This window comes from uncultured Sphingomonas sp. (assembly GCF_964237335.1).
Taxonomy (GTDB): domain Bacteria; phylum Pseudomonadota; class Alphaproteobacteria; order Sphingomonadales; family Sphingomonadaceae; genus Sphingomonas.
The window spans coordinates 38,973-64,007 of sequence record NZ_CAXSHM010000003.1 but is presented as its reverse complement, the minus strand read 5'-3'; the positions used below and the strand labels follow the sequence as shown (position 1 = coordinate 64,007).

The 25,035-nt window shown below is 66.2% G+C and carries 28 protein-coding genes; 2 read left to right on the top strand and 26 right to left on the bottom strand.

Annotation, left to right across the window (positions count from 1 at the left end; genetic code table 11):
* Window positions 1-4: 4 nt before the first annotated feature.
* From nuoN to nuoH, 7 genes are all read right to left on the bottom strand, one after another.
* On the bottom strand, window positions 5-1,465 hold the full coding sequence (nuoN, locus tag ACFE65_RS02880; RefSeq protein ID WP_375380831.1) for an NADH-quinone oxidoreductase subunit NuoN: 1,461 nt from the start codon (window positions 1,463-1,465) through the stop codon (window positions 5-7).
* On the bottom strand, window positions 1,465-3,003 hold the full coding sequence (locus ACFE65_RS02875; RefSeq protein ID WP_375380830.1) for an NADH-quinone oxidoreductase subunit M: 1,539 nt from the start codon (window positions 3,001-3,003) through the stop codon (window positions 1,465-1,467). The genes nuoN and ACFE65_RS02875 overlap by 1 nt, the downstream gene beginning before the upstream one ends.
* Window positions 3,000-5,102: an NADH-quinone oxidoreductase subunit L gene (gene nuoL / locus ACFE65_RS02870; RefSeq protein WP_375380829.1), complete on the bottom strand. Its 2,103-nt coding sequence runs from the start codon at window positions 5,100-5,102 to the stop codon at window positions 3,000-3,002. The genes ACFE65_RS02875 and nuoL overlap by 4 nt, the downstream gene beginning before the upstream one ends.
* A gap of 7 nt (window positions 5,103-5,109) precedes the next feature.
* Window positions 5,110-5,415: an NADH-quinone oxidoreductase subunit NuoK gene (nuoK, locus tag ACFE65_RS02865; protein ID WP_375380828.1), complete on the bottom strand. Its 306-nt coding sequence runs from the start codon at window positions 5,413-5,415 to the stop codon at window positions 5,110-5,112.
* A gap of 106 nt (window positions 5,416-5,521) precedes the next feature.
* The gene (locus ACFE65_RS02860) at window positions 5,522-6,130 is read right to left on the bottom strand and encodes an NADH-quinone oxidoreductase subunit J (RefSeq protein ID WP_375380827.1); all 609 of its coding nucleotides are present in this window, start codon (window positions 6,128-6,130) and stop codon (window positions 5,522-5,524) included.
* 132 nt (window positions 6,131-6,262) lie between these two features.
* Window positions 6,263-6,748, bottom strand: coding sequence for an NADH-quinone oxidoreductase subunit NuoI (gene nuoI / locus ACFE65_RS02855; protein ID WP_375380826.1), 486 nt, complete (start codon window positions 6,746-6,748; stop codon window positions 6,263-6,265).
* On the bottom strand, window positions 6,745-7,749 hold the full coding sequence (gene nuoH, locus ACFE65_RS02850; protein WP_375380937.1) for an NADH-quinone oxidoreductase subunit NuoH: 1,005 nt from the start codon (window positions 7,747-7,749) through the stop codon (window positions 6,745-6,747). Before nuoH ends, nuoI begins: the two co-directional genes overlap by 4 nt.
* On the opposite strand from nuoH, the gene ACFE65_RS02845 reads away from it, so the two are divergent.
* Window positions 7,697-7,825: a hypothetical protein gene (locus tag ACFE65_RS02845; RefSeq protein WP_375380940.1), complete on the top strand. Its 129-nt coding sequence runs from the start codon at window positions 7,697-7,699 to the stop codon at window positions 7,823-7,825. The two genes, nuoH and ACFE65_RS02845, sit on opposite strands and share 53 nt — an antisense overlap.
* On the opposite strand, the gene ACFE65_RS02840 is transcribed toward ACFE65_RS02845, so the two are convergent.
* The 16 genes from ACFE65_RS02840 to ACFE65_RS02765 form a co-directional block, all read right to left on the bottom strand.
* Window positions 7,806-8,210, bottom strand: a complete 405-nt coding sequence (locus ACFE65_RS02840; protein WP_375380825.1) for a hypothetical protein — start codon at window positions 8,208-8,210, stop codon at window positions 7,806-7,808. The genes ACFE65_RS02845 and ACFE65_RS02840 overlap by 20 nt on opposite strands.
* Window positions 8,211-8,212: 2 nt before the next feature.
* Window positions 8,213-10,222 carry an NADH-quinone oxidoreductase subunit NuoG gene (gene nuoG, locus ACFE65_RS02835; RefSeq protein WP_375380824.1) on the bottom strand — a complete coding sequence of 670 codons (2,010 nt, stop codon included), beginning with the start codon at window positions 10,220-10,222 and terminating at the stop codon, window positions 8,213-8,215.
* A complete protein-coding gene (locus ACFE65_RS02830; RefSeq protein ID WP_375380823.1) occupies window positions 10,222-10,722 on the bottom strand; it encodes a hypothetical protein in 501 nt (166 codons plus the stop codon). Before ACFE65_RS02830 ends, nuoG begins: the two co-directional genes overlap by 1 nt.
* Window positions 10,723-10,865: 143 nt before the next feature.
* A complete protein-coding gene (gene nuoF / locus ACFE65_RS02825; protein ID WP_375380822.1) occupies window positions 10,866-12,173 on the bottom strand; it encodes an NADH-quinone oxidoreductase subunit NuoF in 1,308 nt (435 codons plus the stop codon).
* The gene (locus ACFE65_RS02820) at window positions 12,173-12,871 is read right to left on the bottom strand and encodes a complex I 24 kDa subunit family protein (RefSeq protein ID WP_375380821.1); all 699 of its coding nucleotides are present in this window, start codon (window positions 12,869-12,871) and stop codon (window positions 12,173-12,175) included. The genes nuoF and ACFE65_RS02820 overlap by 1 nt, the downstream gene beginning before the upstream one ends.
* Window positions 12,871-13,101, bottom strand: a complete 231-nt coding sequence (locus ACFE65_RS02815; RefSeq protein WP_375380820.1) for a hypothetical protein — start codon at window positions 13,099-13,101, stop codon at window positions 12,871-12,873. Before ACFE65_RS02815 ends, ACFE65_RS02820 begins: the two co-directional genes overlap by 1 nt.
* The gene (locus ACFE65_RS02810; protein ID WP_375380819.1) at window positions 13,098-14,390 is read right to left on the bottom strand and encodes an NADH-quinone oxidoreductase subunit D; all 1,293 of its coding nucleotides are present in this window, start codon (window positions 14,388-14,390) and stop codon (window positions 13,098-13,100) included. The genes ACFE65_RS02815 and ACFE65_RS02810 overlap by 4 nt, the downstream gene beginning before the upstream one ends.
* Window positions 14,387-15,247 (bottom strand): NADH-quinone oxidoreductase subunit C, encoded by an 861-nt coding sequence (locus ACFE65_RS02805; protein WP_375380818.1) that lies wholly within the window; start codon window positions 15,245-15,247, stop codon window positions 14,387-14,389. The genes ACFE65_RS02810 and ACFE65_RS02805 overlap by 4 nt, the downstream gene beginning before the upstream one ends.
* The gene (locus ACFE65_RS02800) at window positions 15,244-15,792 is read right to left on the bottom strand and encodes a NuoB/complex I 20 kDa subunit family protein (RefSeq protein WP_375380817.1); all 549 of its coding nucleotides are present in this window, start codon (window positions 15,790-15,792) and stop codon (window positions 15,244-15,246) included. Before ACFE65_RS02800 ends, ACFE65_RS02805 begins: the two co-directional genes overlap by 4 nt.
* Window positions 15,783-16,157: an NADH-quinone oxidoreductase subunit A gene (ndhC, locus tag ACFE65_RS02795; RefSeq protein WP_375380816.1), complete on the bottom strand. Its 375-nt coding sequence runs from the start codon at window positions 16,155-16,157 to the stop codon at window positions 15,783-15,785. Before ndhC ends, ACFE65_RS02800 begins: the two co-directional genes overlap by 10 nt.
* Window positions 16,158-16,286: 129 nt before the next feature.
* Window positions 16,287-17,099 (bottom strand): inositol monophosphatase family protein, encoded by an 813-nt coding sequence (locus ACFE65_RS02790; RefSeq protein WP_375380815.1) that lies wholly within the window; start codon window positions 17,097-17,099, stop codon window positions 16,287-16,289.
* A 154-nt stretch (window positions 17,100-17,253) separates the two neighbouring features.
* Window positions 17,254-17,817 (bottom strand): elongation factor P, encoded by a 564-nt coding sequence (gene efp / locus ACFE65_RS02785; RefSeq protein ID WP_375380814.1) that lies wholly within the window; start codon window positions 17,815-17,817, stop codon window positions 17,254-17,256.
* 130 nt (window positions 17,818-17,947) lie between these two features.
* Entirely contained in the window at window positions 17,948-18,553 is a 606-nt protein-coding gene (locus tag ACFE65_RS02780; RefSeq protein ID WP_375380813.1) for a M23 family metallopeptidase, read from the bottom strand.
* A gap of 21 nt (window positions 18,554-18,574) precedes the next feature.
* Entirely contained in the window at window positions 18,575-19,645 is a 1,071-nt protein-coding gene (locus ACFE65_RS02775; RefSeq protein ID WP_375380812.1) for a L,D-transpeptidase family protein, read from the bottom strand.
* Window positions 19,646-19,718: 73 nt separating this feature from the next.
* A complete protein-coding gene (gene thiE / locus ACFE65_RS02770; RefSeq protein WP_375380811.1) occupies window positions 19,719-20,426 on the bottom strand; it encodes a thiamine phosphate synthase in 708 nt (235 codons plus the stop codon).
* Entirely contained in the window at window positions 20,423-21,334 is a 912-nt protein-coding gene (locus ACFE65_RS02765; protein WP_375380810.1) for a fructose bisphosphate aldolase, read from the bottom strand. The genes thiE and ACFE65_RS02765 overlap by 4 nt, the downstream gene beginning before the upstream one ends.
* A 151-nt stretch (window positions 21,335-21,485) precedes the next feature.
* Between ACFE65_RS02765 and ACFE65_RS02760 the strand changes: the two genes are divergently transcribed.
* Complete coding sequence (locus tag ACFE65_RS02760; protein WP_375380809.1) at window positions 21,486-22,049, top strand: TlpA family protein disulfide reductase; 564 nt, start codon at window positions 21,486-21,488, stop codon at window positions 22,047-22,049.
* Between the two features lie 133 nt (window positions 22,050-22,182).
* Here ACFE65_RS02760 and ACFE65_RS02755 read toward each other — a convergent pair whose 3' ends face one another.
* From ACFE65_RS02755 to gap, 3 genes are read right to left on the bottom strand one after another with little or no spacing between them, the layout of a single operon-like run.
* A complete protein-coding gene (locus ACFE65_RS02755) occupies window positions 22,183-23,373 on the bottom strand; it encodes a phosphoglycerate kinase (RefSeq protein ID WP_375380808.1) in 1,191 nt (396 codons plus the stop codon).
* Complete coding sequence (locus ACFE65_RS02750) at window positions 23,370-23,921, bottom strand: MOSC domain-containing protein (protein ID WP_375380807.1); 552 nt, start codon at window positions 23,919-23,921, stop codon at window positions 23,370-23,372. The genes ACFE65_RS02755 and ACFE65_RS02750 overlap by 4 nt, the downstream gene beginning before the upstream one ends.
* A complete protein-coding gene (gene gap / locus ACFE65_RS02745; RefSeq protein ID WP_375380806.1) occupies window positions 23,921-24,931 on the bottom strand; it encodes a type I glyceraldehyde-3-phosphate dehydrogenase in 1,011 nt (336 codons plus the stop codon). The genes ACFE65_RS02750 and gap overlap by 1 nt, the downstream gene beginning before the upstream one ends.
* Window positions 24,932-25,035 lie beyond the last annotated feature (104 nt).

The following is a 25,035-nucleotide window of genomic DNA, read 5'->3' as shown; positions in this document are numbered from 1 at the left end:
CGCCTCAGAACAGCGACTGCGCCGCCGCCGTGCTCCACCCGTAGAGCAGCGGGAGCGCCAGATAGCCGAGCGGCGATACCGCCACTGCCGCGACCGCCATCATCCCGCCCTCGACCGCACTGTTCGACGGCGCGAACGCGGGCGCCGGATCGTCGAAATACATCGTCTTGACCATGCGCAGGTAATAATAGGCACTGATCACCGAGGCGACCGCACCCGCGACCGCCAAGCCGAGCAGCCCTGCGTTCGTGGCCGCCTGGAACACCGCGAACTTGGGCATGAAGCCGAGCAGCGGCGGGATGCCGGCGAGCGAGAACATGAACATCGCCATCGCGAGCGCCAGGCCCGGCCGCGTGCGCGACAGGCCGGACAGGCTGGCGATGTCCTCGATCGGCTCGCCATCCGGCCCGCGCATCTGGAGCACCACCAGGAACGCGCCGAGCGTCATGAAGATATAGACCGTCAGATACAGCAGCACCGAGGCGACGCCCTGCGGCGTTCCCGCCGCCAGACCGATCAGCGCGAAGCCGACGTTGTTGATCGACGAATAGGCGAGCAGCCGCTTGACGTTGGTCTGGCCGATCGCCGCCACGGCACCGAGCAGGATCGACGCGAGGCTGGCGAAGATCACGATCTGCCGCCATTCACCGACCGCCGGCCCCATCGCCACCATTGCGACGCGGACCGCCAAGGCGATCGCCGCCATCTTGGGGGCGGAAGCGAAGAACGCCGTCACAGGCGTCGGTGCACCTTCATACACGTCGGGCGTCCACATATGGAATGGCACCGCCGACATCTTGAACGCAAGGCCCGCGAAGACGAACACGAGCCCGATCGTCAGCCCCAGGAACGCCGCGCTGCCATGCGGCGCGGCGGCGAACGACTGGGCGATCTGCCCGAACAGCGTCGATCCCGCGAACCCGTACACCAGGCTGATGCCGTAGAGCAGGATGCCGCTCGCCAGCGCGCCGAGCACGAAATATTTGAGTCCAGCCTCCGCCGAGCGCCGGTCGCGCCGCATGAAGCTCGCCAGCACGTAGGACGAGAGGCTCTGCAGCTCCAGGCCGACGTACAGCGTCAGCAGGTCGCCCGCCGACACCATGATCGACATGCCCGCCGCCGATAGCAGGATCAGCACGGGATATTCGGGCTTCAGATCGTCTCCCGCGGTACGCGCGAAGAAGTCGGGTGCCATCAATATGGCGGCTGCAGATGCGAAGAAGATCACGACCTTCGCGAACCCGGCGAACGCGTCGGCGCGCATCAGGCCGCCGAACGCCGCGCCGCCACCGGTCGCCGGCCCGAGCAGCGCGATGCTGGCGCCCGCGAGCACCGCCACTGCCGCCCAGGATACGATCCGTGTCGATGCCGCACCGCCCCAGGCGCTGACCAGCATCAACGCGATCGCGCCGAGCGACAGCACCTCTTCGGGCAGGACCATCGCGAACTGGGAAGCGAGGCCCATCAGCGTGCCTCCCCGCCGACGGTGGGCCGGGCGAGGGCGGCCGTCTCCACGCGGCGCCCGGTCGGCGACGCGTCGCCCGTCGGCCGGCTGCGGTCGAGCCGCGCGATCAGCGTCGCACTATCCTTCCGCATCGGGGCCATGAAACTTTCAGGGTAGATGCCCATCCACATCACGACCGCCGCGATCGGGATCAGCAGCGCAAGCTCGCGCCGCGAGACGTCGGGCATCGCGCGAACCTCGTCGGACCGGATCTCGCCGAACACGACGCGCCGGTACAGATACAACATATAGCCTGCGCCCAGGATGATGCTCGTGGTGCAGATGAACGCCGCCCAGGTCGAGAGCTGATAGCTGCCCATCAGCGACAGGAACTCGGCAACGAAGCCGCTGGTGCCCGGCAGGCCGATCGACGCCATCGTGAACAGCAGGAAGAAGATCGCATAATGCGGCATGGTGATCGACAGCCCGCCGTAGCGCGCGATCTCACGCGTGTGCAGCCGGTCGTAGATCACGCCCACGCACAGGAACAGCGCGCCCGAGACGAGGCCGTGGCTGAGCATCATCATCATCGCGCCGTCGATGCCTTGCCGGTTGAAGGCGAACAGGCCGATCGTGACGATCGCCATGTGCGCGACCGACGAATAGGCGATCAGCTTCTTCATGTCGTTCTGCACCAGCGCGACGAGGCTGGTGTACACCACCGCGATCGCCGACAGCACGAAGATCAGCGGGAACAGCCGCGACGACGCATCCGGGAACATCGGCAGCGAGAAGCGCAGGAAGCCGTAGCCGCCGAGCTTCAGCAACACACCCGCCAGGATCACCGATCCCGCGGTCGGCGCCTGGACGTGCGCGTCGGGCAGCCAGGTGTGGACCGGCCACATCGGCATCTTCACCGCGAACGAGGCGAAGAAGGCGAGCCAGAGCCATAGCTGCACGCCGCGCGGGAAATCGTGCGCCATCAACACCGGGATGCTCGTCGTGCCCGCATCATGCGCCATGTACAGCATCGCGATCAGCATCACGATCGAGCCGAGCAGCGTGTACAGGAAGAACTTGTAGCTCGCGTAGATCCGGTTCGCGCCGCCCCAGATGCCGATGATGAGGAACATCGGGATCAGTCCCGCCTCGAAGAAGACGTAGAACAGGAACAGGTCCTGCGCCGCGAACGTGCCGACCATCAGCGTCTCGGTCAGCAGGAACGCGGCCATATATTCCGGCACGCGGGTGGTGATCGCGTTCCAGCTCGCGCCGATGCAGATCGGCATCAGGAACACGCTGAGCATGATGAGCATCAGCGCGAACCCGTCGATCCCGAGCGCCCAGGCGAAGCTGCCGAAGATCGGCGAATATTCGGTAAACTGCCATTGCGCGCCGCCGATGTCATACCCGCTCCACAGCACGACACCGAGGACAAGGTCGATCAGCGTCGCGATCAGCGCCGTCCAGCGCGCGACCTGCGGCGATACGAACAGGCAGGCCAACGCCCCGACGGCGGGCACGAGCAGCATCATGGACAGGATCGGAAAGCCGCTCATCGCGTGATTGCCCAAGTGAGCGCCGCCGTCAGCCCGAAAAGCATCACGAACGCATAGGTGTAGAGGTAGCCGCTTTGAAAGCGCACCGCGAGCCGGCTCGTCGCCGCGACCACCGCGGCCGAGCCGTTGGGCCCGAAGCGGTCGATCGTCTGCTCGTCGCCGCGATGCCACAACAGCCGGCCGATCGCGAAGGCCGGGCGGACGAACAGCAGCTGGTACAGCTCGTCGAAATACCATTTGTTGAGCAGAAACCGGTAACCAACCTCGAACTGCTCCGTCACCGCCGAGGGCAAGGATGGCGTGCGGATGTAGGCGAGCCATGCACCGGTGAACCCCAACAGCATGGCGACGAACGCGCCGAGCTTGGCGAACAGCGGAATGCCCTCGATCGACGCCATCAGCCGCTGGTTGAACGCGATCGCGCCGTGCCAGAAGTCGGCGCCCGCAGCCTCGCCAACGAAGGTCGTGTGGAAGAGGTAGCCGGCGAACACCGCCCCCAGCGACAGCAGGACCAGCGGCACCGTCATCACCCATGGGCTCTCGTGCGGATGATAGCCGCCGGTGCCCGCCGGCAGGTCCTGCTGCGCCGGGCCATGGATCGAGGGTGCGTCGCCCGCATCCTCCGCCTCCGGCACCGGCGCGCCATGGCCCTCCTCCGAATGGTCGTGGCCATGATCGTCATGGGCATGCAGCGCGTGCTGAATATGCTCGGACGCGGCCCAGCGCGGCGTTCCCCAGAAGGTCAGGAACATCAGCCGCCATGAATAAAAGCTCGTCAGCAACGCGACGAGCACGCCGACGAACCAGGCACCCGGCTGGCCGGCGGCGTAGGACAGCTCGATGATCGCGTCCTTCGAATGGAAGCCCGCGAAGCCGATCTCAGGCAGGCCGAACACGCCCGGTATGCCGACGCCGGTGATCGCCAGCGTACCGGCCATCATCGTCCAGAAGGTGATCGGGATCTTCTTCCGCAGACCCCCGTAATAGCGCATGTCCTGCTCGTGGTGCATCGCGTGGATGACCGAGCCCGCGCCCAGAAACAGCAGCGCCTTGAAGAAGGCGTGGGTGAACAGGTGGAACATCGCCGCGCCATAGGCACCGACGCCCGCGGCGAAGAACATGTAGCCGAGCTGCGAACAGGTCGAATAGGCGATCACGCGCTTGATGTCGGTCTGCACCAGCCCGATCGTGGCCGCGAAGAGGCAAGTCGCCGCGCCCACGAAGCGCACCACCGTCATTGCGGTGTGGCTCGTCTCGAACATCGGCGACAGGCGGCACACCATGAACACGCCCGCCGTGACCATCGTCGCCGCGTGGATCAGCGCGGAGACCGGCGTCGGCCCCTCCATCGCGTCGGGCAGCCAGGTGTGGAGGCCGATCTGCGCGGACTTGCCCATCGCACCGACGAACAAGAGGAGGCACAGCACCGTCATCGTGTCGGCGCGGAACCACAGGAAGCCGATCGTCGAATGGCCCGCCACGTGCGGCGCGGCCGCGAGGATCGCCGGGATCGAGACGGTGCCGAACACCAGGAACGTGCCGAAGATGCCAGTCATGAAGCCGAGGTCGCCGACGCGGTTGACGACGAACGCCTTGATCGCCGCGGCGTTGGCGGACGGCTTGCGGAACCAGAAACCGATCAGCAGATAGCTCGCGAGTCCGACGCCTTCCCAGCCGAAGAACATCTGGACGAGGTTGTCCGCCGTCACCAGCATCAGCATCGCGAAGGTGAACAGCGACAGATAGGCGAAGAACCGGGGCTGGTCCGGATCCTCGTCCATATAGCCCCAGCTATACAGATGGACGAGCGCCGAGACGCTGGTGATGACGACCAGCATCACCGCGGTGAGCGCATCGACGCGCAGCGCCCAGTCGACGGTGAAGTCGCCCGACGTCATCCAGTGCAGCACGGGTATGACGGTGGCGGGCGACGAGCCGGCAAGGAAGCCTGCGAAGATGCCCCAGCTCAGCGCCGCCGCGACGAACAGCATCGCCGTCGTCACGACCTTGGCCGGCACCGCGCCGAGCGACTTGTTGCCGAACCCGGCGACGATCGCGGCGAGCAGCGGCAGGAAGACGATGAACAGGATCGAGGTCACGCGCGCCTTATCCCTTCATCTGGCTGGCGTCGTCGACCGCGATCGTGCCGCGCCCGCGGAAATAGATGACGAGGATCGCCAGCCCGATCGCCGCCTCACCCGCCGCGACGGTCAGCACGAACATCGCAAACACCTGGCCGACCAGATCGTGCAGCGCGGCGGAGAAGGCCACGAAGTTCAGGTTCACCGCCAGCAGGATCAGCTCGACCGCCATCAGCATGACGATCAGGTTCTTGCGATTGATGATGATCCCGAACACGCCGAGCGCGAACAGGATCGCCGCGACGACGAGATAGTGGACGAGGCCGATCATGCACCAGTCCTCATGTCGTCACCCCAGCGTACGCTGGGGTCTCGTTGAAAGAGCAAACGGCTGACCGGCACGCGATCCCAGCGTTCGCTGGGATGACGGATGAGGCTCATAATTTGATTCCCTCACCGACGGGCTGGTTGACGTTGCGCGTCGCATCCTGCGGCCGGCGCGAAACCTGGCGGCTGACGTTCTGCGGCCGGACACCGCCGCGCTGGCGGTGGGTCAGCACGATCGCGCCGACCATCGCGACCAGCAGCACGAGACCCGCCGCCTCGAACACGAACAGGTACCGAGTGTAGAGGATATTGCCGAGCGCCTGGATGTTGGGCGTCGCGCCAGCGATCGGCGCCGCACGGTGCGCGATCTGGAGTCCGCCCGCATCATAGGCATTGACGCCGATCACCACCTCCGCCGCCAGCGCGACGGCGAGCACCAATCCGACCGGCAGATAGCCCGACACACGCCCGCGCAACGTCGAGAACTCGACGTCGAGCATCATCACCACGAACAGGAACAGCACCGCGACCGCGCCGACGTAGACGATGACGAGCAGCATCGCGATGAACTCGGCGCCGACCAGCACCATCAGCCCGGCGGCGTTGAAGAACGCCAGGATCAGCCACAGCACGGCATGCACCGGGTTGCGCGACGTAATGACGAGCGCGCCCGACACGAGCACGATGATCGAGAACAGGTAGAAGGCGATCGCCTGCATCACACGCCTCTGGCTGTCAATCCAGCGAACGCCGGGATCTCTTGCGACCGGCGGTGCCCCGCTTGCGAGGCGATGCCAGCGTTCGCTGGCATGACTGATATCGAGCTCATCACGCACCCCATGCCGCGCCGCCTAGCGATAGGGCGCGTCGGCGGCAAGGTTCGCGGCGACCACGCTTTCCCAACGATCGCCATTATCGAGCAGCTTCTGCTTGTTGTAGATCAGCTCCTCGCGCGTCTCGGTCGAATAATCGAGGTTCGGGCTCTCCACGACCGCATCCACCGGGCACGCTTCCTGGCACAGGCCGCAGAAGATGCACTTGGTCATGTCGATGTCGTAGCGCGTCGTGCGGCGGCTGCCGTCGTCGCGCGGCTCGGACTCGATCGTGATCGCCAGCGCCGGGCATATCGCCTCGCACAGCTTGCACGCGATGCACCGCTCCTCGCCGCTCGGATAGCGTCGCAGCACATGCTCGCCGCGGAACCGGGGGGAGATCGGGTTCTTCTCGAACGGATAGTTGATCGTCGCCTTGGGCTTAAAGAAGTATCGCAACGTCAGCGCGTGCGCCTTCACGAACTCCCACAAGGTGAACGACTTGATGATCTGTGCAGGACTCATGTGGAAACTCCGACGCGCATCCACATCAGGACGCCCGAGACGAGGAAGACCCAGAACAGCGACAGCGGCAGGAATATCTTCCAGCCAAGCCGCATCAACTGGTCGTAGCGATAGCGCGGCACCGTCGCCTTGATCCACGAAAAGACGAAGAAGAAGAACAGCATCTTCACGAATAGCCAGAGGATGCCGGGAACAACAATGTGCGGAAAAAACAAAAGGAAGGGGATATTTATTGGGGCGAGGTAACCACCCCAAAATAGCGTCGCGTTCAACGTACACATCAGAATGACGTTGGCATACTCACCCAACCAATATAGGGCAAAACTCATCGAGCTATATTCGGTCTGATACCCTGCAACTAGTTCACTTTCCGCTTCCGCGATATCGAACGGCGCGCGCTGCGTTTCGGCAAGCGATGAAATCAGGAACACCACCGCCATTGGAAACAACAACGGGTTGAATCCAAAACCGTTTACTGCGCCGAACCACTGACCCCGCTGCGCCTCCACGATCGTCCGCAGGTTGAAGCTGCCCGACCACAGCACGACCGAGATCAGCACAAAGCCGATCGCGACCTCGTAACTGATCATCTGCGCCGCCGCGCGGATCGCGGAGAAGAAGGGGTATTTGGAGTTGGACGCCCAGCCCGCGAGGATGATCCCGTAGACGCCGAGCGACGACGCGGCCAGGATGTACAGCAGCCCGACGTTGATGTTCGCCAGCACCGCACCGCCGGAGAAGGGCACCACCGCCCACACGATCAGCGCGACGGTGAAGGTGATGATCGGCGCCATCAGGAACAGGCCGCGATTGGCCGCGGTCGGGATGATCGTCTCCTGCAAGAACACCTTAAGCCCGTCGGCGAAGCTCTGCATCAGGCCGAAGGGCCCGACGACATTGGGCCCACGTCGCAGCGCCATCGCCGCCCAGATCTTGCGATCGGCGTAGATGATCATCGCAACCGCCAGCATCAGCGGCAACGCGATGACGAGGATGTCGATGATCGTCGCGATCGTCCATGCGACGCTGAACGGCGCGAAGCCGGTGAACCATGAAGTCATGCGGGGTCGGTCCTGAAGCCCATCGCAAGCGCGCCGGGAACGTTGGGATAGTCGGGATTGGGGATCAGTTGATGCCGTGCAGGATCGATCAATACGTCCATCACCTGCATCGGTACCGCGCCCAGAAGAACCGTATCACCCGGAACGACCATGGCACCGGTATATGCGTGCCGGCCGAACACCTCGACCCGTATCGGGCCAACGTAATCGACGTTCTCCTTGCGACCGTCTGCGTAGGTTACAACTCGCTGCTCCAACGGTTCCAACTTCAGCTGTAACTGGATGAGGCGGGATATACACAGTTCCGCCGCGCCCGAATCGACCAAGGCTTTGGCATCGACCTCTTCCAACTCGGGTCGAGCCGCATTCGCGATACGGATATGCTGGTAAACGAGCCCCATCGCTATTCCGCCGCCTCCGCGAACGTGTCGCCGTGGACGATCTCCGCCGAGCAGCGCTGCATGGTGGGGCTCGCGCGGCAGACCGCGTTGGTGAGGTAGAAGTCGGCGATCGGATAGCGGCCGATCGAGCCCGAAGCCTCGGCGGGCAGCGACGGCGGGTTCCACTCGAACGTCGCGAGCCCCGGCTGCGCCAGCGCCGGCACGTCGAGCGCCATGCCCGCGCGCAGTTCGTCCAGCGTGTCGAACGCCAGCGTCACGCCCAGCTTCTCCGACAACGCCCGCAGGATGGTCCAGTCCTCGCGCGCGTCGCCGATCGGGAACACCGCGCGATCTCCGCGCTGCACCCGGCCTTCCAGGTTCACCCAGGTTCCCGACTTCTCGGCATAGGCGGCGCCCGGCAGCACCACGTCCGCCGCGGCGGCGCCGCGGTCCCCGTGGTGGCCAATGTACACCTTGAACCCGGTAAGCTTGCCGAAGTCCGCCTCGTCCGCGCCGAGCAGGAACATGAGCTTCGCGTCGGCCAGATCGGCGATGCCTCCCTTGCTGGCATAGCCGAGCATCAGCCCGCCCATGCGCGACGCGGCCATGTGGACGACGTTGAAGCCGTTCCAGACCGTGCCGTCCTCCAGCGTCCGCACGAGGTTTAGCGACCCCGCCAGCGCCAGCGCCGCGCCATGGCCAACCTTCAACGCCGCGCCGCCGACGATAACCATCGGCATCTTCGCCTTGCCGAACGCCTCCGCGACGGCGTCGGGCAGCGCGCCGAGCAGCGACAGGTCGTCGCCCAGCCAATCGACGCGGTACGTCAGGTCGGTCTTCGGCCCGATCGCGAACACCTTGGCGCCGCGCTTGATCGCCTTGCGCACGCGCGTGTTCACCAGGGACGCCTCATGCCGCAGGTCGGTGCCCACAAGCAGGATCGCGTCCGCGCGCTCAACGCCGGCGATCGTGGTGTTGAAGTTCACCGCCGCCAGACTGGAGGTGTCGTAAGCCATGCCGGTCTGCCGGCCCTCCAGCAGCGATCCGCCGAGCGCCGTCACCAGCGACTTGGCCGCGAACATCGTCTCGCAATCGACGAGGTCGCCCGCCAGCGCGGCGACGCTGCCGCCATGCCGGACGGCCGCGAGCGCGCTAAACGCCTCGTCCCAGCTCGCCGGTTGCAGCTTGCCGTTTACACGCACGAACGGCCGGTCGAGGCGCCGCCGCACCAGGCCGTCGATCGCGTGGCGCGTCTTGTCGGTCGCCCACTCCTCGTTGACGTCCTCGTTGACGCGCGGAATGCAGCGCAGCACCTGGCGGCCGCGGCTATCGAGGCGGATGTTGGTGCCGACCGCATCCATCACGTCGATGGCCAGCGTCTTCTTGAGCTCCCACGGCCGCGCCTCGAACGAATAGGGCTTAGAGGTGAGCGCCCCGACCGGGCACAGATCGACGACGTTGCCGCTCAACTCGCTCGTCACCGCCTGTTCGAGGTAGGACGTGATCTGCATGTCCTCGCCGCGATAGATCGCGCCGATCTCCTCGATCCCCGCCACTTCCTCGGCGAAACGGATGCAGCGCGTGCACTGGATGCAGCGGGTCATGACCGTCTTGACGATCGGCCCCATGTACTTCTCGGTGACCGCGCGTTTGTTCTCGTCGTACCGCGACTGGCCGCGGCCATAAGCGACCGCCTGGTCCTGCAGGTCGCACTCGCCGCCCTGATCGCAGATCGGGCAGTCGAGCGGGTGATTGATGAGCAGGAACTCCATCATGCCCTCGCGAGCATGTTTGGTCATCGCGCTGGTGGTGAACACCTCCTGATTGTCCGCCGCCGGCAACGCGCACGACGCCTGCGGCTTGGGCGGCCCGGGCTTCACCTCGACCAGGCACATGCGGCAATTGCCGGCGATGCTCAGCCGCTCGTGATAGCAGAAGCGCGGGATTTCCTTGCCTGCGGCCTCGCATGCCTGGAGCACCGTGGCTCCCTGAGGGACTTCGACTTCGATCCCGTCGACCTTGAGTTTGGGCATTACGACCGGTTCCCGAGCGCGCCGCCTACGGCGCTGTTGAATATCGCTGTCGCCAGAAACGTGCGCAGGTCACCATAGTTGAGGTGATAGGCTGTGTCGCTCGCGATGCAGCCCTTCATCCCCTCCCCAAGGGCCATAATAGCGGTTCGCTCTTCCTCGGACATTTCGGTCGTCCGGATCACGGCGACGGCCTTGGCCGGCTCAGCATCGACCAGGCAGGTGGCGAACGCGCCCATGAACGCGATCTCGCCCAAGCCCTTCGGGACCCGGCGCGGCTCGGAAGTCGGTCTTGCCGCAACGGCGTCCAGCAACGCTGGCCGCCGGCGCAGCGTGGCGTTCGCCAACGAGCCCCGAAATGCCTCGCCATGGATCACGGTGGTGCCATTCAAGTTGATGCAACCGCGATGATCGTCGATCATTTTTCGCGCAAGCGTATTGGCTTCGCTACCCGGCGGCAGCGACAAGTAACGGTACACCTGCGCACCCTGTACGTCGGCCATGCAATCGGCGAAGTGGCGAAGGTGGCTACGGATCGGTGCGGGAACGTCCGTCGCCGCCTGAGTGGGCCTAGGCATGATCACGGTGCAAGCAATTATCGCAGCGGCGAACGCCTCAGCGATCTTGAGCGAACCCTGGCGTCCCCTCATTCCGCCGCCTCCATCATCGGCGCCAGCGTGTCGTCGCCGCCCTTGGCCCTGATCCGCCGCTCCAGCTCCGGGCGGAAATGTTTAATTAGGCCCTGGATCGGCCACGCGGCTGCATCGCCCAGTGCGCAGATCGAGTGGCCCTCGACCTGCTTGGTCACCTGGCTTAGCATGTCGATGTCGCCGACCTCGGCATCGCCGGTGCGCAGCCGCTCCATCATCCGCCACATCCAGCCGGTGCCCTCGCGACACGGCGTGCACTGGCCGCAACTCTCGTGCTTGTAGAAATAGCTGATCCGGCTGATCGCGCGGACGATGTCGGTGGACTTGTCCATGACGATCACCGCCGCGGTGCCGAGCCCGGAACCGACGTCCTTCAGCCCGTCGAAATCCATCGGCGCGTCCATGATTTGGGACGCCGGCACCAGCGGCACCGACGATCCGCCCGGGATCACCGCGAGCAGATTGTCCCAGCCGCCACGGATGCCGCCGCAATGCGTCTCGATCAGCTCGCGGAAGGTGATGCCCATCGCATCCTCGACGACGCAGGGTCTGTTCACATGGCCGCTGATCTGGAACAGCTTGGTGCCTTGGTTCTTGTCGCGCCCGATGCCCGCGAACCAAGCCGCGCCGCGCCGCAGGATGGTCGGCGCGACCGCGATCGACTCGACGTTGTTCACGGTCGTCGGGCAACCGTAGAGGCCCGCGCCGGCGGGGAACGGCGGCTTCAGGCGCGGCTGGCCCTTCTTGCCCTCCAGGCTTTCGAGCATCGCGGTCTCTTCGCCGCAGATGTACGCGCCCGCGCCGCGATGGACGACCACATCGAAGTCATAACCCGATCCGCAGGCGTTCTTGCCGATCAGCCCGGCCTCATACGCCTCGCGAACCGCCGCTTCGAGGACGCGTGCCTCCTGGATGTACTCGCCGCGGATGTAGATATAGGCGGCGCGCGCACGGATCGCGAAACCCGCGACCAGTGCGCCCTCGATCAGCTTATGCGGATCATGGCGCATGATCTCGCGATCCTTGCACGATCCGGGCTCGCTCTCATCGGCGTTGATGACCAGGAAACTCGGCCGCTCGGGCGTCGGCGCCTTGGGCATGAAGCTCCATTTGGTGCCGGTCGGAAACCCTGCGCCGCCACGGCCACGAAGCCCGGACGCCTTCATCGTGTCGATGATCACATCCTGTCCGCGCGCGATCAGTGCGGCGGTGTCGTCCCAATCGCCGCGCATCCGCGCCGCGTCGAGCTTCCACGACTGGAAGCCATAGAGATTGGTGAAGATGCGGTCCTTGTCAGCAAGCATCAGCTAGCCTCCGCCTTAGCCGGTTCCGGCTTGTTCCATTGGTCGCGGTAATCGTGGTTCGCGTCCACCATCTCGCGCAGGGTCGTCGGGCCTCCCGCTGGGCAACTGTCGCGGCGGCCGATCGTGGAGCCGGGATTCGGCTTCTCTCCGTTCGCCAGCGCCTCCAGCACCGCGATCGTGCGGTCGTAGTCGAGGTCCTCGTAATTGTCGTCGTTGATCTGCACCATCGGCGCGTTGGCGCAGGTGCCCAGGCACTCGACCTCGGTCAGCGTGAACAGGCCATCGGGCGTCGTCCGCCCCTTTACCATGCCACGGTTCTTGCAGGCGGCGAGCACGTCGTCGCTGCCCGCCAGCATGCACGGCGTCGTGCCGCATACCTGGACATGATAGCGGCCGACCGGCGCCAGGTTGAACATCGTGTAGAAGGTCGCGACCTCGTACACGCGCATATACGCCACGCCGATGGCCCTCGCGACATATTCGATCACCGGCACCGGCAGCCAGCCCTGCGTCTGCGTCTCGGCGCCGACCTGCCGCTGGGCGAGGTCGAGCAACGGCAACGAGCCTGACTGCGCGCGGTCCGCCGGATAGCGGGCAAGGACGGCCTTTACCTGCTCGGCATTGTCGGCCGTCCAGGCGAAGTCGCCCCAGCGGGCACGGACTTCGGCCTCATCCGGGATTTGCTTTGCCTCAGCCATCAGGCGTGGTCCCGCAGGTCAAGACGGTTCTCGATCCGCTCGACGCGGTCGTTCAACCGATCGAGCCGAGCGTTGACGCCCGAGATCGCAATGATCGAGCTACCCAGATGCTCCTCCACCATTGTCATCCGTACCTTGAGGTCACGGGTGTCGAACTTGATCTCGGACATGTCGGCCTGAAGCTTCTGGAGGACCGAGTAGATCAGATCGTTCGTAACGGCCTCGCTCACCGGTCGCACTCCCCGAACACGATGTCCATCGCCCCCAGGATCGCCGTCGTGTCCGCCAGCATGTGCCCGCGGCTCATGAAGTCCATCGCCTGCAGGTGGCTGAACGCGGTCGGCCTGATCTTCACGCGGTACGGCTTGTTGGTGCCGTCCGACACCATGTAGATCCCGAACTCGCCCTTGGGGCTCTCGGTCGCGACATAGACCTCGCCCGCGGGCACGTGGAAGCCTTCGGTGTACAGCTTGAAGTGATGGATCAGCGCCTCCATCGAACGCTTCATCTCGGCGCGCTTGGGCGGCACCACCTTGCGATCCAGGCTGGAGATCGGCCCTTCCGGCATCTCGTTCAGGCACTGTTTCATGATCCGCGCCGACTGGCGGACCTCCTCCACGCGCACCATGAACCGGTCATAGCAGTCACCCTGCGTGCCCACCGGCACGTCGAACTTCATCCGGGCATAGACGTCGTAAGGCTGCGACTTGCGGATGTCCCACGGCAGCCCGGCCGCCCGGATCATCGGGCCGGAGAATCCCCATCTGATCGCGTCGTCGCGGCTGACCGTGCCGATATCGACGTTGCGCTGCTTGAAGATGCGGTTGTCGACGACCAGGCTCAGCGCATCCTCGAACAGTCGCGGCAGGCGCGTGTCGAGCCAGTCGGCGATGTCGGTCAGCAGCTTCAGCGGCACGTCCTGATGCACCCCGCCGACGCGGAAGTAATTGGCGTGCATCCGCGCGCCCGATGCGCGCTCGTAGAAGCCCATCAGGTCTTCGCGCAGCTCGAACAGCCACAGGTTCGGCGTCATTGCGCCCACATCCATGACATGGCTGCCGAGGTTGAGCGTATGGTTCATGATGCGCGTCAGCTCGGCGAAGAACACGCGCAGATATTGTGCGCGCAGCGGCACCTCCAGGTCGAGCAGCTTCTCGACCGCGAGTACATAGCTATGCTCCATGCACATCGGCGAGCAGTAATCGAGCCGGTCCATGTAGGGCAGCGCCTGCATGTACGTCTTGGCCTCGATCAGCTTCTCCGTGCCGCGATGGAGCAGGCCGACATGAGGATCGATCCGCTCAATCAGCTCGCCGTCGAGCTCCATGACCAGGCGGAGCACGCCGTGCGCGGCCGGATGCTGCGGGCCGAAGTTGATCGTGTAGTTGGCGATCGTCGTGTCGCCCGGCGTCGGACGCGCCGCGGTCTGGTGACCCGTCACCTCCACCGTATAGGGATCGAGCGGCGTCTGGTCGTTGGCCTCGTCGGCCGTCACGTGATCGAGCATGGTGTCGCTCACTGGTTCTGTCCTCCGCCCTTGCTGGGCCTGACGTCCGAGTCCACCGGCTTCTCGCTTGCGCTGTTACCGGACCCGCCGCCGGCACCCGACCCGGACGCCTGGCCCGGCGTGTTGCCGCCCGCGGCATAGCTGCCGCTGCTGCCCTCCGGCGCCTTGCTGGGCGAAACGGCCGCGCCGGCCTTCTGGATCGTGTCGGCGGACAGCGGCGTATAGCCGCCCTTCGCTTCGGGCAGCATGCCGCCCTTCTCGTCGCCGGGCAGCGTGTATCCCGCGCCCTCCCAGGGCGACAGGAAGTCGAAATTGCGGAAATCCTGCGCCAGGCTGACGGGCTCGTACACCACGCGCTTGGCTTCTTCCGAATAGCGCAACTCAACATAGCCTGTCATCGGGAAGTCCTTGCGCAGCGGATGGCCGCGGAAGCCATAGTCGGTCAGGATGCGCCGCAGATCGTCGTTGCCCGTGAACAGCACGCCGAACAGATCGTACACCTCGCGCTCCAGCCAGCCCGCGACCGGCCAAAGGCCCGTGACCGACGGCACCGGCTGCTCCTCGTCGGTCGACACGCGCACCTGGATGCGGTGGTTGCGCGTCAGCGACAGCAGCATGTAGACGATCTCGAACCGCTCCGGCCGCTCGGGATAATCGACGCCGGCGATCTCCATCAACTGCTGGTACTCAAGCCCCGGCGTGTCACGCAGCCGCTCCATCGCCTCAACGACCTCATCGCGGCGAACGAACAGCGACACTTCGCCGACCTTGTCTTGCGAATGGACCAGTAGGTCACCGAGCACTTCGTGCGCCGCGTCGATCGTCGCGCCGTTCAGGTCAGCGGCATAGGCGGGGGCCGGTGCCCTCACCGTTCGATGCTCCCCGAACGCCTGATCTTCCGCTGGAGCTGCATGATCCCATACAGCAACGCCTCGGCGGTCGGCGGGCAGCCGGGGACGTAGATGTCGACCGGCACGACCCGGTCGCAGCCCCGGACGACCGAATAGCTATAGTGGTAATAGCCACCGCCGTTGGCGCACGAGCCCATCGAGATGACGTATTTCGGGTTACTCATCTGGTCATAGACCTTGCGGAGCGCCGGGGCCATCTTGTTGCACAATGTGCCGGCGACGATCATCACGTCGCTTTGCCGCGGGCTCGCACGCGGGGCAGCGCCGAACCGCTCCAGGTCGTAGCGCGGCATGTTGACGTGGATCATCTCTACCGCGCAGCAGGCGAGGCCGAACGTCATCCACCACAGCGAGCCCGTGCGCGCCCAGCTAAACAGGTCCTCCGTCGTCGTGACGAGGAAGCCCTTGTCGGTCAGCTCGCCGTTTAGGCTGTCGAAATAGCCCGTGTCCGGCGGCACGACCGCCAAGCCGGCATCCGGCGCGGGCTTGAGTTCTACTCCCAATCGAGAGCTCCCTTCTTCCAGGCATAGACCAGACCCAGCGCAAGTTCCGCGATGAACACCATCATCGCGCCCCACGCGGTCCAGCCCAGCGAAAAAACCGATACTGCCCAAGGAAATAGGAAGGCCGCCTCGAGATCGAAGACGATGAACAGGATGGCGACGAGATAAAAGCGGACGTCGAACTGGCTGCGCGGATCCTCGAACGCGGGGAAACCGCACTCATATTCCGACAGCTTCTCAGGATCGGGCTTGTGCGAGCCCGTCAGCCGCGAAACGACCATCGGCAGGAAGACGAACGCGCTGGACAGCACGAGTGCGATGCCCAGGAACATCAGGATCGGCAGATATTGCAGCAGGTCGACCAAGGCGCTTCTCGCACATGCGAACGGATGCTCTCGCTCTAGGCGTGGCGGGATAGCGGAGCAAGGCTACCGGCCGGTGAGAATCGCTCGCAGTTGCCCCCGATCACTCCTGCGCGGATCATCCGGCGCCGATCAGCGCAGCGCGCCCGCCACCAGCTTGTGCAGGCGGGAATGCAGCCCGTCGTTGGCTGCGAGGAACTCACAGCGCTCGCCCGGCCGATCGCCGCCGCGATAGTCGGTCACGAAGCCGCCCGCTTCCTTCACCAGCAACAGTCCCGCCGCATAGTCCCAGGGCTTGAGGTCGGACTCCCAGAACCCGTCCAGCCGCCCCGCCGCGACCCAGGCGAAATCGAGCGCGGCCGCGCCGTTCCGGCGGATGCCCGCCACCTGCGGGGCAACCGCGCCGAAGATGCGGCTCCACTGGACGAAGTCGCCATGGCCCAGGAACGGGATGCCGGTACCGATCAGCGCCTCCGACAGGTCGCGGCGGGCCGACACGCGCAGCCGCTGGTCTTGGAGCCAGGCGCCGCGTCCCTTCTCGGCCCAGAAGCTCTCGTCCGTCAGCGGCTGATAGGTCAGCGCGGCGGTGATCTCGCGCTTTCCGCTCAGCAACAGTTCCTCGACCGCGATCGAGATGCAGAAGTGTGGCACGCCGTGGAGGAAGTTGGTGGTGCCGTCGAGCGGATCGACGATGAAGCGCGGCTTCGACGGATCGCCCGCAACCTCGCCGCGCTCCTCCATCAGGAAGCCCCAGTCGGGTCGCGCCTTGCTGAGTTCCTCATAGATCGTCTGCTCGGCGCGCTGGTCGGCCTGGCTGACGAAATCGGCCGGCCCCTTGCGACTGACCTGCAGCTGCTGGACCTCGTTGAAGTCACGCCGCAACCGCGGCGCCGCCTTGCGCGCGGCGCGGTCCATGACGGTGAGGAGGCCGGAATGGGAAGGCATGATCTTATCCCGCTCGGTTCTGAGAAATCCCGTCTACCCTGAGCCTGTCGAAGGGCTGCCTTGCTTCTCCAACCTGGCAAGAAGGACAGTGCTTCGACGAGCTCAGCATGGACGGGATGTGGGTGCGCGGCACGAACCCCTTACTATCGCAGGATCAATCTGCCCGCCGTACATACGTCTGTTCGTACACATCCACCACGATCTTCGTGCCCGCCGCGATGTGCGGAGGCACCATCACGCGGACGCCGTTGTCGAGGATCGCGGGCTTGTAGCTCGACGAGGCGGTCTGCCCCTTCACCACCGCGTCCGCCTCGACGATCGTCGCCTCGATCGTGTCGGGCATCTTCACGCTGATCGGCCGCTCGTCGTACAGCTCCATCACCACGTCCATCCCGTCCTGAAGGAATGCCGCGGCGTCGCCCAGGATGTCGGCGTCGAGCGTGATCTGCTCGTAGTTCACCTTGTCCATGAACGTCAGCTGCGCGCCGTCGCGGAACAGGAACTGGAAGTCGGTGGTGTCGAGCCGCACGCGCTCCACGCTCTCGGCGGAGCGGAAGCGGACGTTGTTCTTGCGCCCGTCGATCAGGTTCTTGAGCTCGACCTGCATGTACGCGCCGCCCTTGCCGGGCTGGGTGTGCTGGATCTTCACCGCGCGCCAGATACCGCCTTCATATTCGATGATGTTGCCGGGACGGATGTCGACGCCGCTGATCTTCATGGTCTCGAACCTAGCCTAGAACCGTTCAGGCTGAGCTTGTCGAAGCCCTGCCCTTCTTCTGCGCCAGCGAACAGAAAGACAGCCCTTCGACACGCTCAGGGTAGACGGTGGGTGTGGAATTGACCGCGATCTAGCGGGGCGCAGGCCGTCCGGCAAGCAGCGGGAACGGATCGACGTCCTCGCCCTGCCACCAATGATCGTCGGGCGCGACGCGGCTGAGGCCGAAATGGAGGTGGTAATTGCCCGGCCCCGCATCGCCGGTATCGCCTACGAAGCCTAGCGGATCACCTGGACGCACCGCCTGCCCCTCGTGAACCCCCGGCGCATAGCCGGCGAGATGCGCATAGTAATAAAGCCAGCGCCGATCAGTCGACCGCTCGTACAGCGTCACGCCCCCCTGCGCGCTCTGGAACAGCTTCTCGATCGTCCCGGGTGCGGCGGCCACGACCGGGCTACCACCCGGCGCCATGATGTCCGTGCCATGATGCGCACGCGCACCACCGTCTCGTGCCTCGCCCCAGCTGTCCCGGATCGTCCCGCGGTCGACGCCGGGCACCGGAACCGCCAGCAGCCCGGCGGGAGCCGAAGCGGGTCCCACGGCCGGGATCGGCCGCACCCACGACTGGCCCCGGACCGGACGACCCATCGGCAACGGCCCGCCGACCCGCACCATCGACGCAAAGGCCACCGCCACCGCCACGATGATCGCCAGCATCGTCCAGCCGGTTCTGGTCACGAAATCGGCCGGGCCACGAAGCTATTCCTGGAAGATCGCCGGCGTCCCCGGCTTCACCATCATCGCCAGCCGCGCGGCGTTCCAGTTCGCCAGCCGCACGCAGCCATGGCTTTCCGTGCGGCCGATCAGCTCGGGCGCAGGCGTGCCGTGGATGCCGTAATGCTCCTTCGACAGCGTCAGCCATACGACACCGACCGGGCCGTTGGGGCCGGACGGGAGCATCGCCTTCACGTCGCTCTTCTTCGCGTCCCAGAACAACGCCGGATTGTACCGGAACTTCGGGTTGTAGTCCGCGCCGTAGATCTTCCACGTGCCGATCGGCAGCGGATCGTGCGTGCTGCCCGTCGTCACCTGGAACTGCGCGATCAGCTTGCCAGCGGCATCATACGCCCGCAGCACCTTGTCGTGCTTCGACACCACCACCTTCGCCGCCTGCGGCTGGTTGGCGTCGACGTTGAGCATGGCGAGCGTCTGGCGCCAGTCGGCCGGCAGCTTGGGATCATAGGCGCGCGAGGTCGGCAGCGCGTTGGGGAACACCATCTTCGTCCCCGCCGCGATGGTGAGCTGCGGGCCGTTGAGCGCGGTCAGCACCTCGGGCGTGGTATGGAACTGTTCGGCCAGCTTCTCGATCGGCGTCTTGTAGTTGAGCGCGGGCAGTTTCGCCTGCTCGTCCTCGCCGTGCGGGATCGGGTTGGTGTAATTGTAGGTCAGCGTGGCGGCGTTGAGGGTCAGCGTCTTTGTCGCCTCCATCGCCGCATAGGGCTTCAACGCCTGCGCGGTCGCCTGGTCGACATCGCCCGTCGCGGGCAGGCCGCGGCTCTCCTGAAAGCCCTTGATCGCCGCCGTCAGGCTCATGCCCCGCTGCCCGTCGAGGATGCCGGGCGAGAAGCCGAGATGGTCTAGGATCACCTGGACCTTCAGGAGGTTACGGTCGATCACCAGCGCCGGCTTGGCGGGCGCGCCCGCTGGTGCAGCGGCCGGTGCCGTCACCGGGGCCGGCGCCTTCGTCGGCGTCTTGGTGGGTTGGGCGGCAAGGGCCGTGCCCAAGGCTGCGGTGGCGACCAGCACGGTCGCGAACCCGATACGCTTCACAGATATTCTCCCCGATGCGCCGCCGGACGGCGGAACGCGCATCGGCGATACGGACCCGAAAAGCCGGTCCCGGTCAACTGGCCAACACGTCGGCAAACGCGCGCACCGCCGCCGCTTCGTCCCCGCCCCACACGGCGCCGGACACGGCCAGAAAATCGGCCCCGGCCGTCACCAGCGGCGCGGCGTTAGCGGGGGTGATGCCGCCGATCGCGACGCAGGGTATTTCGAACACCGCCGACCACCACGACAGGATCACCGGGTCGGGCTGATAGCTCGTTTCCTTGGTGGTCGTCGGGAAGAAGGCGCCGAACGCGACGTAATCAGCGCCCGCCTCGCCCGCCTCCATCGCCAGATGCCGACTGTCGTGGCAGGTCACGCCGATCTGCGCGGAGGGCCCCAGCACGCTACGCGCATCGCGCGCGTCGCCGTCACTCTGGCCCAGATGGACGCCGTCCGCGCCCAGCCGCTTGGCGAGGCTGATCGAGTCGTTGACGAGGAACGCGACGTCGCGTGCGGCGCAGATCGCCTGCAGCGGCTCCGCCAGCCGCGCCGCCTCGTGCTGGTCGACATCCTTCACCCGGAACTGGAACGCCGCCACCGGCCCGGCGTCGAGCGCGCGGGCGAGCCGATCGGGAAAGCCGCCGGTCACATCAAGCGGCGAGACGAGGTACAATTGGCACGGCGGCCGCTTCGTGTCGCGCTGGAACCGGACGGCGAAGTCCGGATCGAGCGGGCCCAATGGGTCCTTGGGGGGATCGTCAGCGGCCGTCGTCCCGGTCATGCCTCCGCCACGACTTTCGTCACCGACGCCGTGTAGATCGCGTCGATCGCGGTGCCCAGCACCTTATCGAACGCCGCGTCGTCCTGATCGTGGCGCAGTTCCTCCAGCAGCGCGCGCGAGAAGCTGGCGATCATGCCATGGTCCTTGGCGAGCTCGCGGCAGGCCTCGTCGCGGCTGTACCCGCCCGACAGCGCGACGACGCGCGCGACGCGGTGGTGGCCGATCAGCGCCGCATAGGTGTCGGGCTCGACCGGGATCGTCAGCTTCAGCATCACGCGCCGATCGCCGCTGAGCTTGTCGAGCTCCTTGGCGATCTCCTCCGTCATGATCGCCTCAGCCGCCGCGCGATCGGGCGCCTTCAGCGAGATCTCGGGTTCCAGGATCGGCATCAGGCCGGCGGCATTGACCTGCTCGCCCACCTCGAACTGCTGCTTCACGATCGCGGCGATGCCGGTGCGCGACGCCGCCTTGACGACCGACCGCTCCTTGGTGCCGAACACGCCCAGCCCCTTGGCGCGCGCCAGCAGCGCGTCCAGACCCGGCATCGGCTTCATCATCTGGACGCCGTCGGCCTCGTCCTCCAGCCCCTTGTCGATCTTCAGGAACGGCACCACGCCGCGCTTCCACAGCGCCGCCGGCAGCGACAGACCATCCGCTTCGCCGTCCATCGTCCGCTCGAACAGGATCGCGCCCAGCACCTTCTTGCCCGAGAAGGAGGGCGCGGTGACGATGCGGACGCGCATCTGGTGAATCAGGTCATACATCGCCTCGTCGCCGGACCAGTCGCCGTCGGCATAGCCATAGGCCTTGAGCGCGCCGGGGGTGGAGCCGCCCGATTGATCGAGCGCCGCGATGAACCCCGCCCCGCTCACCATCTGCGCCATCATCACGTCACGATCGGTCGGCATCTGCTTGTCCCCCTTGGGCCGCGCCCGGTCGCGCGACGGTTGGAGGAGCCATTCCCGCCGTTCGGCCGATCCGTCAAGACGCGGTGGTCGTGCCGTCTTGACGCACGAGGCCCTGTCGCGCCACCATCCTGCCGATACAGGGGGACGTGGCATGACGGGCAGATCGGCGGCGGTGGTTTTGAGGAGGCCGTACGGAGGAACGCTCGCCCGGGCGAGGACCGCGACGGTCGGATTGGGCGCGCTGCTGGCGATCGCCGTTCCCGCCACGGCCAAGGCGCCCGTGATCGGCCAGCCCGCGCCAGCCTTCCAAGTCAAGCTGCTGGACGGCACCAAGGTGTCGCTCGCCGACCTCAAGGGCCAGGTCGTCGTGCTCAACTTCTGGGCGACATGGTGCGGGCCGTGCAAGCGCGAGCTGCCGCTGCTAGACGCCTACTACCGCGCGCAGAAGGACCATGGCCTGCGCGTGTTCGCGATCACGACCGAGGGATCGGTCCCCAATTACGCGCTCAAGAACCTGTTCGCGGCGATGGCGATCACGCCGATCAAGGGCATCAAGGGTCCTTACGGCGACCTGAACGCGGTGCCGACGAACTACGTGATCGATCGTGCGGGCGTGGTGCGCTACGCCAAGGCGGCGGCTTTCGATCTGGAAGACCTCAACCGCGAACTGGTGCCGCTGCTGAAGGAACCGGCGCCGACGGCGGCGGGGGGATAGGTTCACTACTCCCTCCCACGTTCACCCTGAGCTTGTCGAAGGGCTGCCTTTCTTCAACGAGGAAGGACAGGGCTTCGACAAGCTCAGCCTGAACGGAAGTAGGGAAGTCAGAGCAAGTAGCGACGGAGCTACGCTACCTCGCCAGCGCAGCCACGCCAGGGAGCTCGCGACCCTCCATCCACTCCAGGAACGCGCCGCCCGCCGTCGAGACGAAGGTGAACCGATCGGCCACCCCCGCCTGGTTGAGCGCCGCGACCGTGTCGCCGCCGCCCGCGACCGAGACGAGGCTGCCGTCGCCGGTCAGTGCGGCGGCGGTGCGCGCGAGTGCGACGGTCGCGGCGTCGAACGGCGGTGTCTCGAACGCGCCCATCGGGCCGTTCCAGACGAGCGTGCGGCAGTTCTTGAGCACATCGCCCAGCGCCTCGACCGCGGCGGGGCCGACATCGAGGATCATCTCGTCGCCGGCGACCTCATGGACGTTGACGGTGCGCGTCGGCGGATTGGGCCGGAACTCGGTCGCGACCACCACATCGTACGGCAGGTGGACGGTGCAGCCGGCGCGCTCCGCCGCCGCCATTATCTCGTCGGCCGTTTCGGCAAGGTCGTGCTCGCACAGTGACTTGCCGACGTTGACTCCACGCGCGGCGAGGAAGGTGTTGGCCATCCCACCGCCGATGATGAGATGGTCGACCCGCGCGACCAGATGCTTCAGCACGTCGAGCTTGGTCGATACCTTCGCGCCGCCGACGACCGCCGCGACCGGATGCTCGGGCTTGCCCAGCGCCTTTTCCAGCGCGTCGAGCTCCGCCTCCATCTGTCGCCCTGCGAACGCCGGCAACGCATGCGCCAGCCCCTCGGTGGAGGCATGCGCGCGATGCGCCGCGGAGAAGGCATCGTTGACGTAGAGATCGCCAAGCGCCGCCATCGTCTCGACGACTTGGCCGTCGTTCTTCTCCTCGCCCGCGAAGAAGCGCGTGTTCTCCAGCATCGCGATCTCGCCCGGCCGCAGGGTCGCGACGGAGTCGGCGGCGCCGTCCCAGTCGATAAAGCGCACCGGCCGGCCCAGCACCTCGGCATAGGGCCGCGTCAGCAGCGCGAGCGACAAGTTCGGATCGCGCTTCCCCTTGGGGCGTCCGAAATGCGCGAGCACCAGCACGATCGCGCCGCGATCGGCGAGCTCAGCGATCGTGGGGACGGTGGCGCGCAGCCGCGTGTCGTCGCTGACCTGCCCGTCAGCCATCGGCACGTTCAGATCCTCGCGCACCAGCACGCGCTTGCCGGTCACGTCGCCCATGTCGTCAAGCGTTCGATAGGGTTTCGTCATAATCCTGTGATCCTGATGACGTCGCCGATCGCGACGGTTCCTCCCTGCAGCACGCGCACGCACACGCCGCCTCGCCAGTCCCGCTCCAGCGCCGCGAACAGGCCGGGCGCCAGTGCCTCCATCCGCTTGCACGGCTTGGTCTCGACGGTGACCTCGACCATCACCGTCGAGCCCAGCGACAGCCGCGTGCCCGGCACCTGCGGCAGGTCGAACCCGTCAACCAGCATGTTGCACCGCCGCTCCCACCACGGGATCGCGAGCCCGAGCTCGGCGGTCGCCGCGTCCCAGTCGCCGCGCTCCATCAGCGTCACCTGCCGCTTGCCCGACGAGCCCGGCTGCCGCTCGCCGCGCCAATCGCCGGCGATGCCGCCCGCCACGCTGATCTCCGCCCGCTCGATCACCTCGATCGGCCCCTTGCGCCGACCGTGGCGGGCAAGGCCGGCGATCACGCCCGCCGTGATGCTCACTTGATCGTCGCCCCAGCGGACGCTGGAGTCTCCCGGACGTGGAGAGATGCCGGCGGTCGCCGGCACGACGGTTTCGTGCATCAGATGAACGCCGCCATCGCCTTCGCGGTGTCGACCATCCGGTTGGAGAAGCCCCATTCGTTGTCGTACCAGCTGACGACGCGCACCAGCTTGCCGTCGATCACCGCCGTCTCCAGGCTGTCGACGGTCGACGAGGCGGGCGTGTGGACGATGTCGATCGAGACCAGCGGCTCGTCGGAATAATAGAGCACGCCCTTCAACGGACCGCTCTCCGACGCCGCCTTCAACAGCGCGTTCACCTCGTCGCGCGTCGTGTCGCGCTTGGGCGTGAACGTCAGGTCGACCAGGCTGCCGTCGGGCACCGGCACGCGGATCGCCGAGCCGTCGAGCTTGCCCTTGAGCTCGGGCAGCACCTCGCCCACCGCGCGGGCCGCACCCGTCGTCGTCGGGATCATCGACATGCCGGCGGCACGTGCGCGGCGCGGATCGCTGTGGATCTGGTCGAGGATCTTCTGGTCGTTGGTATAGGCGTGGATCGTCGTCATCAGCCCCCGTTCGATGCCGATCGCATCGTTCAGCACCTTGGCGACCGGCGCCAGGCAGTTGGTGGTGCACGACGCGTTGGAGACGATCCTGTGCTCGGCCGTCAGCCGGTCGTGGTTGACGCCATAGACCACCGTCAGGTCGACGTTCTTGCCCGGCGCGGAGATCAGCACCTTCTTGGCGCCCGCGTCGATGTGCTTCTGGCACGACTTGTCGTCGGTGAAGAAGCCCGTGCACTCCAGCACGATGTCGACGCCCAGCTCCGCATGCGGCAGGTTGGCGGGATCGCGCTCGGCGGTGACGCGGATGCGCTTGCCGTCAATCACCAGATCGCTGCCCTCGGCCGCTACGTCCCCAGGCCAGCGGCCATGGATCGAATCGCGGCTGAACAGCCACGCATTGGACTTCGCGTCTGCCAGATCGTTGATCGTGACCAGATCGAGGTCGCTGTCGCCCTGTTCCAGGATGGCGCGCGCCACCAGTCGTCCGATCCGACCGAAGCCGTTGATCGCCACCTTAACCGTCATGCGAATCTCCCCTCGCCCCGCGCAGTCGGCCGGCGGGGATGCCCGGGCGCGTCTTTGCGGGGCGATCCCGTTCGCGTCAACTCCGGGCGTCGACCGGCTCCGCG

Coding starts and splice junctions, on each gene's coding strand:
- nuoN (WP_375380831.1), bottom strand. CDS start 1,465: ATGGGCCTCGCTTCCCAGTTCGCGATGGTCCTGCCCGAAGAGGTGCTG.
- ACFE65_RS02875 (WP_375380830.1), bottom strand. CDS start 3,003: ATGAGCGGCTTTCCGATCCTGTCCATGATGCTGCTCGTGCCCGCCGTC.
- nuoK (WP_375380828.1), bottom strand. CDS start 5,415: ATGATCGGCCTCGTCCACTATCTCGTCGTCGCGGCGATCCTGTTCGCG.
- ACFE65_RS02860 (WP_375380827.1), bottom strand. CDS start 6,130: ATGCAGGCGATCGCCTTCTACCTGTTCTCGATCATCGTGCTCGTGTCG.
- nuoI (WP_375380826.1), bottom strand. CDS start 6,748: ATGAGTCCTGCACAGATCATCAAGTCGTTCACCTTGTGGGAGTTCGTG.
- ACFE65_RS02845 (WP_375380940.1), top strand. CDS start 7,697: ATGATCATCGCAACCGCCAGCATCAGCGGCAACGCGATGACGAGGATG.
- ACFE65_RS02840 (WP_375380825.1), bottom strand. CDS start 8,210: ATGGGGCTCGTTTACCAGCATATCCGTATCGCGAATGCGGCTCGACCC.
- nuoG (WP_375380824.1), bottom strand. CDS start 10,222: ATGCCCAAACTCAAGGTCGACGGGATCGAAGTCGAAGTCCCTCAGGGA.
- ACFE65_RS02830 (WP_375380823.1), bottom strand. CDS start 10,722: ATGGCCGACGTACAGGGTGCGCAGGTGTACCGTTACTTGTCGCTGCCG.
- nuoF (WP_375380822.1), bottom strand. CDS start 12,173: ATGCTTGCTGACAAGGACCGCATCTTCACCAATCTCTATGGCTTCCAG.
- ACFE65_RS02820 (WP_375380821.1), bottom strand. CDS start 12,871: ATGGCTGAGGCAAAGCAAATCCCGGATGAGGCCGAAGTCCGTGCCCGC.
- ACFE65_RS02790 (WP_375380815.1), bottom strand. CDS start 17,099: ATGCCTTCCCATTCCGGCCTCCTCACCGTCATGGACCGCGCCGCGCGC.
- efp (WP_375380814.1), bottom strand. CDS start 17,817: ATGAAGATCAGCGGCGTCGACATCCGTCCCGGCAACATCATCGAATAT.
- thiE (WP_375380811.1), bottom strand. CDS start 20,426: ATGACCGGGACGACGGCCGCTGACGATCCCCCCAAGGACCCATTGGGC.
- ACFE65_RS02765 (WP_375380810.1), bottom strand. CDS start 21,334: ATGCCGACCGATCGTGACGTGATGATGGCGCAGATGGTGAGCGGGGCG.
- ACFE65_RS02760 (WP_375380809.1), top strand. CDS start 21,486: ATGACGGGCAGATCGGCGGCGGTGGTTTTGAGGAGGCCGTACGGAGGA.
- ACFE65_RS02755 (WP_375380808.1), bottom strand. CDS start 23,373: ATGACGAAACCCTATCGAACGCTTGACGACATGGGCGACGTGACCGGC.
- ACFE65_RS02750 (WP_375380807.1), bottom strand. CDS start 23,921: ATGCACGAAACCGTCGTGCCGGCGACCGCCGGCATCTCTCCACGTCCG.
- gap (WP_375380806.1), bottom strand. CDS start 24,931: ATGACGGTTAAGGTGGCGATCAACGGCTTCGGTCGGATCGGACGACTG.